Here is a 15198-nt window from a genome sequence, read left to right on the forward strand (position 1 = left end):
TCGGCTCCTTGTAGTCAGCCTTTCTGACTAATATAGTCAGTGTTACTGACCGAATCAAGGAGTGTCATGCCCGCTGACGAGCTCAATCTCGGAGTTCTGCTCTTCATTCCGTACCGGGAGATGGAGCGGCGGGTGCTCGACGCGCTGAGCGAGGGCGGCTTCGACGACCTGACCCAGGCCCAGGCGCGACTGGTCGCACGGATCGGGCCGGACGGGTCGCGCCTGACCGACCTGGCCGCCCAGGCGCAGGTCACCAAGCAGACCGCGGGGGTGCTCGTCGACCAGCTGGTGCGCGCCGGATACCTGCGCCGCGAACCCGACCCCAGCGACGGCCGCGCGCGCCTGCTGCGACTGTCGGACAAAGGGGCACGGGCCGTCGAGGTCGCCAATCAGGCGGCGGGACAGGTGGAGTCGGAATGGCTCGCCCACCTCGGACAGCGACGGTCCACCGCGCTGCGCGGGGCGCTCGAGGAACTGCGGAAGATCACCGACCCATATCGATGACGCGAACTCGCGGACGCGCGGCAGCGCTGGGCATACGATCCGCGAGGCGTGATGAGCATCCCTCCACCGAGCTGGCGTTTTCGGGGGATACTTGAGACGGCGCCCGCCGTGGGGGCGGGGCCACCGGGCAACAATTCTAGGAAAGGGAGCTTGACGACGTGGATGCGCGTTCGCTTGCGCTGGTCCGCGCCGATTTTCGCGGAGTGATGGAGGCACCGGGCGGCCCCGAGCGGCTGACCAGGGCTTTTTACGGGCACCTGTTCGCACAGGACCCAAGATTGCGTGATCTCTTTCCGCCGACCATGGACATGCAGCCCAAACGGCTGACCACGGCGGTGCAGTTCGTCCTCGAACATCTCGACGACTTCGACCGCGCTCAGCGGTTCCTCGAGCAATTGGCGCGCGACCACCGCAAGTACGGGGTCGAGGCCGACCACTACGACATGGCGGGACTCGCGTTGCTCGGTGCGCTGCGCACCTACCACGGCAACCGCTGGAACCGGGAGCTCGACGAGGGCTGGCGCGATGTCACCATCGTGATCTCGGCGGCCATGGCGATCGGCGCCAACCAGGACAAATCGCAGCCGTACTGGGACGCGACGGTGGTCGGTCATCGCCGGGTGCTCGACGATCTGGCGATCGTGCGGCTGCAGGCCGACAGCCCGATCCCGTTCAAGGCGGGCCAGTACGTGCCGATCGCGGTGCCGCAGCGGCCGAACATGTGGCGTTACCTCTCGCCCGCCATCCCCGCCAACCCGTACGGCGAGATCGAATTCCATGTGCGGCGGGTGAGCGGCGGCTGGGTGAGCCCGGCCATCGTGAACGACACCAAGGTGGGCGACCGGTGGAAGATCGCCGGGCCACTCGGCGGGCTGCAGGTGGACCGTGAATCCGGGCGCGACGTGCTGATGATCGGCTCGGGCACCGGGATCGCGCCGCTGCGCGCGCAGCTGATCGAGATGAGTCAGCGCGGCATCAATCCGCGCGTGCACTTCTTCATCGGTGGACGCTTCCCGGGCGACCTGTACGACGTGAACAACATGTGGCAACTGTCGCAATCGAATCCGTGGCTCACGATCGTGCCGGTGTGTGAGGAGCCCGAGAACCCGTGGTGGTATCCGCCCACCCCGTCCGAGCCGCCGCCGGGCATGCATCGCAGGCTCATCGGGAATCTCGGCGCGGTGGTCACCAGTTTCGGCGCCTGGGCCGATCGGCAGATCCAGATCGCCGGATCCGCCAAGATGATCGACGACACTCGCCGCGCCCTCATCCGGGCGGGCACCCCGACCGATATCATCGCGGCCGATCCCGTCGGCTGACCCGCGCGAAAGTGACTGATGAGCAACGAGTTTCCCCACCCGGCCTGGACGGCGACCGTTGTCGGTCATCATCGGCTGCGCAACGATCTGGCCGTGATCCGGTTGATCGGTGACTTCGTGCCGTTCGCCGCGGGCGGGTCGGTGGAGGTGGAGGTGCCGCAGCATCCGGGGGTGCGGCGGCGGTTGTCGCCCGCGCTGCCGCCCTCGCTGGACGGCAAACTCGAATTCCACGTGCGGGCGGTGCCGGGCGGGTGGTGCTCGGGGTCGATCGTGGCCGATACCCAGCCGGGCGATCAATGGCGAATCAACGCACCGCACACCGTGTTCGCCGTCGATCCCGACGCCACCGAGGTGGTGATGATCGCGGGCGGCACCGGACTGGCACCGATGCGCGCCCAGATCCTCGACCTGGCCCGCCGCGAAAACCCGCCACGCACCTACCTCTTCTTCGGCGGCCGCAGCCCACGCGACCTCTACGCCGCCGACATGCTGTACCTGCTGTCGGGTGAATTGCCCTGGCTCACGGTGATTCCCGTGGTCGAAAGCCCCGACGACCCGCCGATCCGCGACGAATGGCACGAACAGACCCGCGTCGACATCGGCTTCGCCCCCTCGGAAATGCTGCACGGCACCCTCGCCGACGTAGCCGCCGCCCACGGCCCCTTCGACCGACACCAGGTCCTGATCTGCGGCTCCCCCGCCATGGTCGCCACCACCACCGACCGCCTCGTCGCCGGCGGTACTCCCCCAGCCAACATCACCTCCGAAGGTGCTTGAATATCGCCCTTTTCGAGGTTGTCGCTTCGCTGCGCCTGACCGGAACTTTCGATCCGGACGAGATCACGGCGACGCTATGTCGGGTGCCGACCGATCAATGGCGAGCCGGACAGGTAGGGCGTGCGCCAAAACTGCGTAGAAGTTCCGATGGTTGGGTGCTCGAATTGGCTACCGGCGCCGGTCACGTCGGCGAGCAGGTGGACCGGGCCCTCGACCTGCTCGGGCCGATGAGCGACCGGTTGCGGCGAATTCTTTCGGCGCGGGAGACGTCCGGGTGTCTGAGCGTCGCGGTCGACGCCGACGGACGGGGCAGGCCGGTCGTCGCCCTTTCTGCTGCGGCGCTGAGACTGCTGGCGGCTTCCGGCCTATCCCTGGATGTGGATGTCATCTCGGGGGCGACCGACGAGTCCGACCCGGCAACTCCGGTCATACGAACCGACTCGACCGGGCATCCGGATGGACCTTTCCATCGGACCGTCGTGGGCTGGGGCGCTGAAGATGCGGTCAGCGTATTTCTGGACGGATGGCCTGACGGGTCGATGACTTCGCAAGACCGTCCTGGCGGAGAGATCTTGGTGAAAGCCGAAATGCCAGGCGGCAGTTTTCCTTCCATGTACTTCGACCCGCGCCTGCTCACCCGCCTTGCCTCGACCGCGATGTCACTGCGGATCGAGACCGGGCCGCCCACGACGGCCTGAGGTCGTCTCAGAACAGTGGGTCGTGGCGGATGGATTTGGCTTGGGTGCCTGCGGCCATGAGGCGGAACTTGGTGGTTTGGACCATGGAGGGGGAGCCGACTATTTGGACGTCGCGGTCGGCCCAGGGGCCGAAGGCGGCGACCACCTTGCCGATCTGGCCGGTCATGCGGGGTTCCAGGCCGGGAAGTTCGGGCTGGGGCTCGCCCGAATCGTAGTACCACCAGGGGTTTTCTTCGTGTTCGGTGACGGGGGTGACGGTGAGCCACTTGTTGGCGACGGCCAGTTGGCTCAGGACCTGAAGGTCGTAGAGGTCGCAGGGGTGGTGGCCGCCGACGAACAGGTGGACCTTCGGGTTCACCCGGCGCTGGGCCATCGCCATGATCTGGGCGCGCAGGGGGGCGATGCCGGTGCCGCAGCCGATCATCAGCATCTTGCGCTTGGTGTTGCGCGGAACGCCGAGACCGCCGAGGGGGGCGCCGAGTAACCACTGGTCACCGACGGTGGTGTGCGACACGATCGCCGGACTCACCCAGCCGCCCAGCACACTGCGGATGTGGAATTCGATCTCGCCGTTGCTGTTCGCGGGATTGGCGGGTGACAGGTAACGCCACATACGCGGACGCGAGGGCACCTGGACACTGATGTACTGGCCAGCGGCATACTCCATCGGATGCTCGAGCTGGACCCGGACGATCGACAGGTTGCGCAGCACTTCGCGGCACTCGACGACGGTGCCGGTCCACGCGGCGGGGCTGGTTTCCTTGTCGGCGGCACCGATCATCGCGCCGCTGATATTGGCCAGGCCCTCGTCCCAGGCGGCGGCGACCTCGTCGGTCCACATCTCGTCGCCCACACACGTGCGGATCGCCGACTTCAGCGAATTGGCCACCGCCACATAGTGCGCCGGTTGCACGCCGTACTTGCGATGGTCGCGGCCGAGCTGAGCGAGGAACGGCAACAGCTTGTCGGGTTCCTCCAGCCGGTCCAGCGCATAGGAGATCGCGTGGACGAGGCGGTCGCGCTGGGCATCCATGGCGGCTGGGAAGAAATCACGGACACCGGGGTAGTCCGTGAACAGGATCGAGTAGAACGACCTCGCCAGTGTCTCGGCCCCACCCTCTTCCGCAGCAACCGCCTTGAACGTGGTACGGATCAAAGCGACAGTCCGCGAATCCATATGTGTCACAACCTCGTTTCGCCATCGAACGCTTGTCGCGCCGGCGAGTGACGGGCTGGGAGGACACTCGTCAGCAGCCGATGCGAGAAGTCTAGGCGAGGTTTGCCAGCTTAGGAATCGTACTCTTAAACATCACGCATGTAATTCTGATAAAACTGGATACAGACCCGGTGGCGCGCCAAAGAAACAGACCTGGAGCCCGTGAATGAGGCGTGGACGTGACCGATTGGGCCCGGAATTCGGACGTCCTCGCCGCGCGCTTCTACTTCCGGACGGCAAGATCGAAAATAAATGAGTTGCTGGATAGTCACCAGCCGATCGCCGGGGATTGACCAGCACACGACGGAGCCCCCGATCCGCGACCGCCGTGGCGGACAAGCGAACCGGGGGCTCGGTGCAACGCGTGCCTCAGCGGCGATGACGTGGCTGCCACACCACGAGCGCGGTACTGCGTTGCGGCGGAGACAGATCGGGCCGGTAACCAGCCCGCAACCGCTCCAACTCCGCACTCATCTCATCCACCCGCTGCTGCAGAGCCTCCACCTGATTGGTGAGCTCGATGATGCGTTTGATGCCCGCCAGGTTGACGCCCTCGTCCTGCGACAACCGCTGCACTTCGCGCAACAGCTCCACATCGCGAGCCGAGTAACGGCGTCCGCCACCCGAAGTACGTTGAGGGGTGACCAAACCCAGCCGGTCGTAGGTACGCAACGTCTGCGCGTGCATCCCCGCCAGCTGAGCCGCCACCGAGATCATGAAGAACTCGGCGCGCGAGGATCCCGCAGACTTCGGATCATCGGACATCAAGCACCTGCCCATCCTGCACGCGGATCGAAACCGCTCGCCTTCTCCGCCTCCTGGTACCGCTTCAGGGCCTCGGTCGCCTCGGCATCGAGAGCCTGCGGAACCGCGACCTTCACCGTCACCAGCAGGTCACCTGCACCACCGGCCGGACCGCGCTTGGGCACACCCCGGCCGCGTACCCGCAGGATACGCCCGTCGGCGGTACCCGGGGGCACCTTCACACCGACGCGACCCTCCAGCGTGGGCACCGAAACGGTTGTCCCGAGCACCAATTCGGCATAGCTCACCGGCAGCACAAGGGTGAGGTCGTCGCCCTGACGGCCGAAGACCTTGTCCTGGCTCACGTGCACCGTGACATACAGATCACCCGACGGCGCACCACGCAGGCCCGCCTCACCCTGACCGGCGAGCCGGATCTTCTGCCCGTCGCTCACACCCGGTGGGATGCGGACGGTGATGGTGCGGGTGCGGTTCTGGATGCCGGTGCCCGCGCAATCGGTGCACGGGTCGTCGATGATCGAGCCGGTACCGCGGCAGTCGTCGCACGGTTCACTGAAACCGAACGCACCCTGATTGCGGCTCACCACACCCGCGCCGTTGCAATGCGGGCACACGCGCGGGCTGGTGCCCGGCTTGGCGCCGCTGCCGTGACACGTGGTGCACGGTGAGGGGCTCGTCATGCGCAGCGGAACGGTGACACCCTGGGCCGCCTCACGGAAGCCCAGCGTGGTCTCGGTTTCCACATCGGCGCCACGACGCGGACGGCTCGACGCGCGCCCGCCCCGGTTGAAAAGCCCACCGAGGATGTCACCGAGGCCACCGTCGCCCGCACCGGGACCACCCGGCTGGCCGAAGATGTCGCCCAGGTTGAACTCCTGCGAGAACCCGCCGCCCGCACCGGGAGTGAAGCCGCCGCCGTAACCGCGACCACCACCACCGGCGAACAGGCGCCGCGTCTCGTCGTACTCCTTGCGCTTGGCCGGATCCGACAGCACCGCGTTCGCTTCGCTGACGGCCTTGAACCGCTCCTCGGCCTTCGTGTCACCCGGGTTGGAGTCCGGGTGCAGGTCACGCGCGAGCTTGCGGTAGGCCTTCTTGATCTCGTCCTGCGACGCGCCGGAGGAGACACCCAGCTCCTTGTAGAAGTCCTTCTCGATCCACTCCCGTTGACTCACCGGGCATCTCCTCCTCTCACGCTATTCGTTATCGGCGTCGGCATCCGAATCCGATGCCCCCACGGTCTCGGGATCGGTTACCCCGACCATCGCGTGCCGAAGCACCCGATCGCCGAACCGATAGCCCTTGCGCATGACCACGCCGATCACCGGCTCCGAACCCGAACCCTCGTGCTGCACGGCCTCGTGCAGCGTCGGGTCGAACGGGTCACCGACAGCACCGAATTCGACCAGGCCCTGCTTGGTGAGCGCGGTCTCGAGCTTGTCGGCCACCGACTTCAACGGGCCGGAATCCAGGTCGCCGTGCGCCCTGGCGCGGTCCAGATCGTCGAGGACACCGAGCAATTCGGTGACCACGCTCGCCTTGGCCGCGTCGATATTGGCCTGGCGATCGCGCTCCACCCGGCGGCGGTAGTTCGCGTATTCCGCGGTCAGTCGCTGCAGGTCGGCGGTGCGCTCGGCGAGCTCATCGCTCTCCGGGGCAGCCTCGACCTCGGGTTCGGTCTCGGTGTCGGACGCCGCCTCCGCAGCGGCGTCCGGCTCCTCGACGGTTTCCTCGATCAATTCCTGTTCGGAGTTGGCCTCGGTCACTTCTTCTCCGTATCAACCGGCTCGTCGACAACCTCGGCGTCGACGACCTGGTCGTCGGCCGCGGTGTTCGGGCCCGCACCGTCACCGGACTGGCCTTCGGCGGCGCTGGCCTCGTAGAGCGCCTGGCCCAGAGCCTGCGACTCGGCGGCCAGCTTCTCCACCGCCGACTTCACGGCGGCGATGTCGGTGCCCTCGAGCGCCTTCTTGGCGTCGGCGATGGCCTCTTCGACCTTCGACTTGGTGTCGGCCGGGACCTTGTCCTCGTTGTCCTTGATGAACTTCTCGGTCTGGTGCACCAGCGACTCGGCCTGGTTGCGGGTCTCGGCCTCCTCGCGGCGGGCCTTGTCCTCGGCGGCGTGCGCCTCGGCGTCCTTGACCATCCGGTCGATCTCTTCCTTGGACAGGCCGGAGCCGTCCTGGATCTTGATCTTGTTCTCCTTGCCGGTGCCCTTGTCCTTCGCGGTGACGTGGACGATGCCGTTCGCGTCGATGTCGAAGGTGACCTCGATCTGCGGCACGCCGCGCGGGGCCGGGGGCAGGCCGGTCAGCTCGAAGGAGCCGAGCAGCTTGTTGTGCGAGGCGATCTCGCGCTCACCCTGGAACACCTGGATCTGCACCGACGGCTGGTTGTCGTCGGCCGTGGTGAAGGTCTCCGAGCGCTTGGTCGGGATGGTGGTGTTGCGCTCGATGAGCTTGGTCATCACGCCACCCTTGGTCTCGATGCCCAGCGACAGCGGGGTGACATCGAGCAGCAGGACGTCCTTGACCTCACCCTTGAGCACACCGGCCTGCAGGGCGGCGCCGACGGCGACGACCTCGTCCGGGTTCACACCCTTGTTCGGCTCACGGCCACCGGTCAGTTCCTTGACCAGGTCGGAGACGGCGGGCATACGGGTGGAGCCACCGACGAGCACGACGTGGTCGATGTCGGCCACGTTGATGCCCGCGTCCTTGATGACGGACTGGAACGGCGCGCGGGTGCGGTCCAGCAGATCGGAGGTGATCTTCTGGAACTCGGCACGGGTGAGCTGCTCATCGAGGAACAGCGGGTTCTTGTCCGCGTCGACGGTGATGTAGGGCAGGTTGATCGAGGTGCTCTGGCTGGAGGACAGCTCGATCTTCGCCTTCTCGGCGGCCTCGCGCAGACGCTGCATGGCCATCTTGTCCTTGGTCAGGTCGATGCCCGAGCTGGCCTTGAACTTGTCGACGAGCCAGTTGACGATGCGCTCGTCCCAGTCGTCACCACCGAGGTGGTTGTCACCGGAGGTGGCGCGGACCTCGACGACGCCCTCGCCGATTTCCAGCAGCGAGACGTCGAAGGTGCCGCCACCGAGGTCGAAGACCAGGATGGTCTGCTCTTTGTCGCCCTTGTCCAGGCCGTACGCCAGCGCGGCCGCGGTGGGCTCGTTGACGATGCGCAGCACGTTCAGACCGGCGATCTGACCGGCTTCCTTGGTGGCCTGACGCTGGGCGTCCTCGAAGTAGGCCGGGACGGTGATGACCGCGTCGGTGATCTCCTCACCGAGGTACGCCTCGGCGTCGCGCTTCAGCTTCATCAGCGTGCGCGCGGAGATTTCCTGCGGGGTGTACTTCTTGCCGTCGATCTCCACGGTCCAGTCGGTGCCGATGTGGCGCTTGACCGAGCGGATGGTGCGGTCGACGTTGGTGACGGCCTGGTTCTTGGCAGGCTGACCGACGAGAACCTCACCGTTCTTCGCGAACGCGACGATCGACGGAGTGGTGCGCGAGCCTTCCGAGTTCGCGACGACGACCGGCTCGCCGCCTTCCAGCACGGAGACGACAGAGTTCGTGGTCCCGAGGTCGATTCCGACCGCACGAGCCATAGTGGGTTCCTCCTGATAATTGACGACAACTCCCAGCAACGCTGAGCGTGATGCGCTCAATCCTGCCTGTCGGCTCCGCCGGGCGTCAACCCGAACTTGAGTGACATGCGCTCAACATCGTTGATCTGCACAACCGACAGCTGCGGCGATTCATTCCCGCCACCCGAAAATTCTTCCCGACACCCTTGGCCATTCTTGCCACGACCGCGCTCAACCACGGCGGCCGATGCGGGATCGTGACGGATCGTTCATGCCTTGCGCGCGGGTTCGACGAAGGCGGTAGCCGCCAAGGCAAGCACCAGTAGGCCCGCGCACAGGTAACTCGACACCTCGATACCCGCCGCCATGGCCGTCCGGGCCGCTTCGGCGGCATCTGCGGGGAGGGCCGGGATCACCGATCCGGCACTGCCGGTGACTGTCGATGTCAGCTGGTCGGCCTCGGCTTCGGGCATGTTCGCGTCGGTCAGGCGGTCACGAAGGCCGGAGCCGAGGGTGCTGAAAAAGACAGTGGTGAGGACGGCGATACCGAGGGCCGAGCCGAGTTCGCGTGCGGCGCTCTGGATTCCCGAGCCTTGGCCTGCGCTTTCGGCGGGGACGTCGGCGAGCACGACATTGGTGACCTGGGCCGTGGCGAAGCCGACACCGATGCCGTAGACGAACAGGGCCACGGCGATCGACCACCAACTGGCGTCGGCGGCGGCGAACAGGCCGAGCAGCGCGAGACCGGCGGCTTCCAGCAACAAGCCGATCCTGACCTGACCGAGCGCCGAGACCGTCATCGCGAAGCTCGCGCCGCTGGCGGCGAAACTGCCGATCGCGAGTGGGACCAGCGCCAGGCCCGCCTGTAGGGCGGTGTAGTCGAGGGCGAACTGCATCCACAGCGGCAGGACCGCGATGATGCCGAATTCGCCGAGGCCGACGAGCAGGGTCACCACATTGCCCTTGCGAAACGAGTCGATGGCGAACAGCCGCACATCGAGCAGGGGGTGACCATCGGCGATCCTGGCTTGCCTGCGCCAGAACGTGCCGAGCGCGAGGATCGCACCGGCAAGTGCGACGAGGACCGGAGAAGGTCCACTGCGCCAGGCGAATCCGCCGATACTCAAGGGCTCGGTGACCACCAGCCATCCATAGTGACGGCCCTCGATCAGGGCGAAGGCGAGCAGACCGAGGCCGAGTGCCGACTGCGCGGCGCCTCGCCAATCCACCCCGCCGACGGAACTCGGCGACACCGGGAGATAACAGAGCACTGCGACCATAATCAGGGCGACCATCGGGATATTGATGCCGAATGCCCAGCGCCAGGAGAAGTCGGCCAGCCAGCCACCGAGCAGTGGGCCGACCGCCGCGGCCGCGCCGATCGTGGAACCCCAGATCGCGAAGGCCTGTCCGCGCGCCTTGCCGGTGAACGCGGAATTCACCAGCGCCAGGGAGGTCGGCAGGATCATCGCTCCGCCGATGCCCTGCAGGAATCGGGCAAGAATCAGGAGGCCGCCGCTCGGGGCGAGGGCGGCGAGCAGGCTCGTCACGCCGAAGACGACGAGGCCGATCAGGAACAGCCTGCGTGCGCCGTACAGATCGCTGAGCCTGCCGGTGAGCAGCAGAAGCGCCGCGAAGACGATCGCGTAGGACTCCTGGATCCATTGCGCCTGAATCGAAGTGATCGCGAGGTCGTCGACGATCGGCGCGACGATCACGTTCACGATCGTCAGGTCGACCACGATCAACGCGACGCCGAGCGAGACGGCGATCAGCCCCAGCCACAACCGCAGCGGTGGGGTCTCGGTTTCGGTGGACAATTTACCTCCATCATCAAGTGACTTTATGATGAAGCTAATTGTCAGGCGGTAGGTTGTCAATCGAGCGGCGAACGAGAGGACGACATGGCGAAGACATCCGGCGATGTCGCAAGGCAGCGGCAGCGGCTCGCCGCCGGGCTCATCGGCTACGGCGCGAGTTTCACCGAATTGGGCCGTCGGTTCGCCGAGACCCTCGGCGTGCACTCGACCGACGCGTTCGCCCTGATGGAGATCGCCGCCGCCGAGGCGGCAGGCACTCCGCTGTCCCCCGCGCTGCTCAGCAAGCGGATCACGCTCACCTCGGGGGCGATGACCACCCTGATCAACCGGCTGGAGCAGGCGGGATACGTCACCCGCAGCCGCGAACACACCGACCGGCGGGTGGTGACACTGCGGTGCAGCGCGCAGGCCCGCCGCCTCGCCGACGAGTTCTTCCACACGGTCAATGCCGAGCAGGACGCGATCCTGGCCGAATACCCGGCCGACCAGCTCGAACAGTTCGAGACCCTGATCGCGCGACTGCGCGCGACGATGGACGGGCCGTCGACCTAGAGCGGCGGCTACTTCGACAGCGGGACGCGGGTGGGGGCCGCGAGGGTGGTGGCGTGGTTGCGCAGAGCGGCTACGGCGGTGAGCTGGTGTTCGAGGGTTGCCGTACGTTCGGCGCGGTGTTTGGCCTGGATGGAAGCGGCCTCCTGGGCGGCGGTGAGTGACTCGTCGATGGAGCGGAGGCTGCGTTCGGCTATGCCCGCGTAGTGGTCGCGCAGGGCGCGGTGGATTCGGTGGATGCGGTCTCGGGAGTCTTTGCCCGCTTGGAAGGCCACGTCGTCGAGGAAGCGGCGGACGGCGTTCTTGGCCTCGGTGCGGCGGCGGGTGAGGCGGGCCTGCTTATCGTCACGGTATGCCTTGCCGCCCACGAGCACGCCCGCGCCGAGAGAGATGGGGTTCAGCAGGGCCAGGCCCGCGAAAGTCGTTGCCAGACCGACCATCAGGACACCGCCGTAGGAACCGCGCATGCCGACCAGGACCTTCGACAGGACGCCGATATCGGGTTCGAGGTCGCCCAGAGTGCCGGTGCGGTGGGTGGCGCCGGAGGGGTCGAGGGCGGCGGGGAGGTCTACCGCGCCCAGCTCGAGGAAGTGTTCGGCCACCTGGTCGGCCAGGGTCTCCGCTCTGGCGTGTGCCCAGAGCAGGTTGTCGCCCAGGGCTGAATCGACTGTGCCGGTGAGCCATTCGGTGATGGCACCCCAGTGGCGGCCGGGGTCGTGGTCGTCGATCCACTCCTCGCCGGTGCGGGCTATCTCGCGGAGACGTTCGCGCAGGTCGTGGTCGACGTCGCCGGCCAGGTCGGTGATGCCGTCGGCGAGGGTTTGCTGCCAGGCGGCGGTGCGGCGATGCAGTTGCTGTGCACGGGCTTTGGCCGACTGCAGCTCGCCGACCGCGGCTGCGGCTTGTCGCGGATCACGTAGGGCGACGAGTTCGCTGCCCAGAGCCAGTGCCAGATGCTCGGCGGCCGAAGACATCTCACGAGCGATGGCGGCGCGGGTCGCCGCTTCGTCGCGGGCGACCACCTGCTCGCGCAGGAATTGGTAGAGCTGCCCGTAACCTGACTCGGCGCCCAGCTGCGCGTCTTGCAGACGCAGGGCGTGGGAGCGGAGCAGGGCCGAGATCGGGAGCAGGGGGACGTCGAGGTTCGCCTTGCGCAGGTGCTCCCGGTCGGCTTCGAAGACCTGGCGCCAGTGCGGGTAGAGGTCGGTTTTCGACATCAGAACCGCTGTGGCCGGGCACAATTCGGATGCTTGCCGCAGGAAGGTGAGCTCCGGGGCGGTGAGTTCGGTGGAGGCATCGGAGATCACAAGGACGGCGTCGGCCGCGGGGAGCATCTCCAGGACACCGAGGATGCCCGCCGTGGTTCGGGCGCCGATGCCGGGGGTGTCGATGAGGACTATGCCGTCGGCGAGCAGGTCGGCGGGGAGGTGGACCTCGATGCGAAGGATCTGTTTGCCCTGCGCGGACCGCTCGTCGATCGACGCGAGGTGCTCGATCGGGAACTCGACCCGCTCCTCCTCGGAAGCGGTTGTAGCAAGCACCAATTCAGCTCGCGGCTGCGGCGCGTAGGCGAGCTGCATCGGGAAACGGGTGGTGACGTCGTCGCCCACGGGACAGATCTCGACATTGAGCAGCGCGTTGATGAAACGGCTCTTGCCCTGATCGAGCTGGCCCGCGACGACGATCCGCCGCCGCGGGTCGCGCACCCGGACCGCCGCCGTTTCCAGGCGGGCGACCAGGTCGTCGCGACCCGCGGCGCGAGCCGCCGCGACGGTGTTGTCGAGAACCGACAGCAACGAATCCATCGGCCTGAACTACAGGGCTTCAGGGGTGTCGAACGGTGTCTCCGGGGCGGTGAACGAGCTGTCGAGCAGGCCCGTTCCACCGGAGAGCGGGGAATCGTCGAGGGCCGGGCCGAAGGCGCTGTCCACGTCGACCGTCGACCAGGTGTCGGCCGCTGCGGTGAAATCGATGGTCGAGGTGGGCTCGGCGGCCGCTTCGCCGGTGAGGTTCATGGAGGTCTCCGAGGTGAAGGCGGTTGATGCCGCGGTTTCGAAGCCGCTGGTCGCCCCGAGGGTGGATTCCAGGCCGGTGGGTGTGGTGAAGGTGGAATCGAGTTGCGGCTCGGACTGGATGGTTGAACCGAGGCCTGCGGCTACCCCGGTTTCGGTGGACCAGTCGGGGGTTGTGCCGAGGCCGAGTTCGAGACCTGTTGCGGTGGAGGTTGTTACGTCGGCGGTTGTGTCGAAGGCGCCTGTGGCCGTGGCTCCGGCACCGGTGGCCGCGGTGGCTGCCGCGTCCAGTGCGGCGGCGGTGCCGGTCACACCGGCCGCGCTTTCCGCCGCGTTCCCGGCAAAGTCGGCTGCTGCGTTCGCGCCGAGGCCGGCTGCCGCGTTCGCGCCGAGGCCGGCTGCCGCGTTCGCGCCGAGGCCGGCTGTGGCGTTCGTAGAGAAACCGGCTGCGGCGTTCGCGGTAGCGCCGGCTGCGGCAGACGCGGCGGCGTCTGCGGAAGCGTGGGTTCCGGTGATGGCGATGCCGCCGAGGCCGGTGGCGATGCCGGACGAGTTCGCTACTGCGCCGGTGAGAGTCGACTGGAGCGCGGTGGTGGTGTTCGCAGCGCCGACCAGGGCGGTATCGAAGGCCGAGGTGGACACGAGTTCAGCTGCGGTGTCGACGGTCGAGGCTGCGGAGAGATCGGTGTTGAAGGCTGTGCTGAGGGCGGTTTCGAGGCCGGTGGCCGGGGCGGCGGTGAAGGGCGCGCCGAGAGTTGCGGCTGCCCCGGTGGACAAGCCTGCCGCGATTTGAGTGCCGAGGTCCGCTGTCGCGGCAGCGCCCGTGAGACCGGTGGAGAGATCGGCGCCTGCGCCGGTGAGGCCGATCTGCGTGGTCGAGGCGACCGCACCGGTCAGCGAAGTCGCCGCAGCAGCACCGGCGGTGAGGTCGGCGGCAGCGTTGGTGCCGATCGAGCCTGCGGTCGTGAGGCCGGTTTCGAGGCCGGTAGTCGCAGCGGTGCTGGCGGACATCGCCGACTGGACGGCGGCAGCGTTGGTGACGCCGAGTGCTGCGGAGACGGCGAGGTCGGTCTCGGTTGTTGCTGTCGTCAGGCTGCTCACAGTCGTGCCGAGGCCGGCGGCGACACCCGTGGTGGCGTCGAGTGCACCTGTGACGGTGGCACCGATTCCAAGGTCGGTTCCCGCCGTTGCGGAGAGGTCGGCACCGGCGGTGGCCACCGACTCGAGGGCGGAATCGAGACCGGTGGCGGCGCCGATCACCGACTCGTGTCCGAACGAAAGGCTCTCGCCTACCGCGCTATTCGTGGCGGCGGTCAGTTCGAGGCCGAAGTCTGCGGTGGTGTCGGTGGTCGTGGTGACGGCAGAGTGGATGTTTGCCGATGCGTCGGTGAGGAGACCGGTGGTCGTCCCGAGACCTGCGGTGACGTCGGCGCCTAGGTCGACGGCGGCGTCCGCGCCTGCACCGAGACCGGCCGTGAGGTCGGTGGTTACGTCGGTTGCGGCTTCGAGGGTGGTTCCGAGGCCCGTAGTTGCGGTGGTCACCGCGTCGAGGGTGATGTCAGTGGTCGCACCCAAATCAGCTGTGGTGCTGCTGATAGCGCCCAGGTCGGCGGCGATGTCGGTAGCAGCTGTAAGGCCTGTGTTCACGCTGGCGTCCAAACCTGTTGTGAGGCCTGCTGCTACGTCGGTTGCCGCGTCGAGAGTGGTGTTCAGGGTCGCGCCGATGCCTGTGGTTGCGTCGGTGGCGGCACCCAGACCGGTCCCCAGAGTCGCACCGAGACCGGCGGAAACATCAGCGACAGCACCCAGACCAGCACCCACAGACGCACCCAAACCAGCAGACACATCAGCGACAGCACCCAGACCAGCACCCACAGACGCACCCAAACCAGCAGACACATCAGCGACAGCACCCAGACCAGCACCCACAGACGCACCCAAACCAGCAG

The 15198-nt window shown here is 67.2% G+C and carries 14 protein-coding genes; 5 read left to right on the top strand and 9 right to left on the bottom strand.

Annotated features, from left to right (window positions below):
* Window positions 1-66: 66 nt before the first annotated feature.
* From AB0I19_RS19415 to AB0I19_RS19430, 4 genes are all read left to right on the top strand, one after another.
* Entirely contained in the window at window positions 67-504 is a 438-nt protein-coding gene (locus AB0I19_RS19415) for a MarR family transcriptional regulator (protein ID WP_357150394.1), read from the top strand.
* A 158-nt stretch (window positions 505-662) separates the two neighbouring features.
* Complete coding sequence (locus AB0I19_RS19420; protein ID WP_357150395.1) at window positions 663-1823, top strand: FAD-binding oxidoreductase; 1161 nt, start codon at window positions 663-665, stop codon at window positions 1821-1823.
* An 18-nt stretch (window positions 1824-1841) separates the two neighbouring features.
* Window positions 1842-2600: an FAD-binding oxidoreductase gene (locus AB0I19_RS19425; protein WP_357150396.1), complete on the top strand. Its 759-nt coding sequence runs from the start codon at window positions 1842-1844 to the stop codon at window positions 2598-2600.
* The gene (locus AB0I19_RS19430; RefSeq protein WP_357150397.1) at window positions 2597-3298 is read left to right on the top strand and encodes a DUF4279 domain-containing protein; all 702 of its coding nucleotides are present in this window, start codon (window positions 2597-2599) and stop codon (window positions 3296-3298) included. Before AB0I19_RS19425 ends, AB0I19_RS19430 begins: the two co-directional genes overlap by 4 nt.
* 7 nt (window positions 3299-3305) lie before the next feature.
* Here AB0I19_RS19430 and AB0I19_RS19435 read toward each other — a convergent pair whose 3' ends face one another.
* The 6 genes from AB0I19_RS19435 to AB0I19_RS19460 all read right to left on the bottom strand — a co-directional run bounded on the left by AB0I19_RS19435 (window position 3306) and on the right by AB0I19_RS19460 (window position 10688).
* The gene (locus AB0I19_RS19435) at window positions 3306-4475 is read right to left on the bottom strand and encodes a globin domain-containing protein (protein ID WP_357150398.1); all 1170 of its coding nucleotides are present in this window, start codon (window positions 4473-4475) and stop codon (window positions 3306-3308) included.
* Window positions 4476-4883: 408 nt separating this feature from the next.
* Complete coding sequence (locus AB0I19_RS19440; RefSeq protein WP_067484271.1) at window positions 4884-5279, bottom strand: helix-turn-helix transcriptional regulator; 396 nt, start codon at window positions 5277-5279, stop codon at window positions 4884-4886.
* Window positions 5279-6454 (bottom strand): molecular chaperone DnaJ, encoded by a 1176-nt coding sequence (gene dnaJ, locus AB0I19_RS19445; protein ID WP_357150399.1) that lies wholly within the window; start codon window positions 6452-6454, stop codon window positions 5279-5281. The genes AB0I19_RS19440 and dnaJ overlap by 1 nt, the downstream gene beginning before the upstream one ends.
* Window positions 6455-6475: 21 nt before the next feature.
* A complete protein-coding gene (grpE, locus tag AB0I19_RS19450; protein ID WP_357150400.1) occupies window positions 6476-7045 on the bottom strand; it encodes a nucleotide exchange factor GrpE in 570 nt (189 codons plus the stop codon).
* Complete coding sequence (dnaK, locus tag AB0I19_RS19455; protein ID WP_067484262.1) at window positions 7042-8889, bottom strand: molecular chaperone DnaK; 1848 nt, start codon at window positions 8887-8889, stop codon at window positions 7042-7044. Before dnaK ends, grpE begins: the two co-directional genes overlap by 4 nt.
* A gap of 248 nt (window positions 8890-9137) precedes the next feature.
* Entirely contained in the window at window positions 9138-10688 is a 1551-nt protein-coding gene (locus AB0I19_RS19460) for a DHA2 family efflux MFS transporter permease subunit (protein ID WP_357150401.1), read from the bottom strand.
* An 84-nt stretch (window positions 10689-10772) separates the two neighbouring features.
* Here AB0I19_RS19460 and AB0I19_RS19465 point away from each other — a divergent pair, with 84 nt between their 5' ends.
* Window positions 10773-11240 (top strand): MarR family transcriptional regulator, encoded by a 468-nt coding sequence (locus AB0I19_RS19465; protein ID WP_357150402.1) that lies wholly within the window; start codon window positions 10773-10775, stop codon window positions 11238-11240.
* Between the two features lie 8 nt (window positions 11241-11248).
* Here AB0I19_RS19465 and AB0I19_RS19470 read toward each other — a convergent pair whose 3' ends face one another.
* The 3 genes from AB0I19_RS19470 to AB0I19_RS19480 all read right to left on the bottom strand — a co-directional run.
* Window positions 11249-13042: a dynamin family protein gene (locus AB0I19_RS19470; RefSeq protein ID WP_357150403.1), complete on the bottom strand. Its 1794-nt coding sequence runs from the start codon at window positions 13040-13042 to the stop codon at window positions 11249-11251.
* A gap of 9 nt (window positions 13043-13051) precedes the next feature.
* Window positions 13052-14791, bottom strand: a complete 1740-nt coding sequence (locus tag AB0I19_RS19475) for a hypothetical protein (RefSeq protein WP_357150404.1) — start codon at window positions 14789-14791, stop codon at window positions 13052-13054.
* A 167-nt stretch (window positions 14792-14958) separates the two neighbouring features.
* A partial coding sequence (locus AB0I19_RS19480) for a hypothetical protein (RefSeq protein ID WP_357150405.1) occupies window positions 14959-15198 on the bottom strand: 240 nt, incomplete at its 5' end.

Source organism: Nocardia sp. NPDC050413, from assembly GCF_040655475.1.
Classification (GTDB): domain Bacteria; phylum Actinomycetota; class Actinomycetes; order Mycobacteriales; family Mycobacteriaceae; genus Nocardia; species Nocardia coubleae.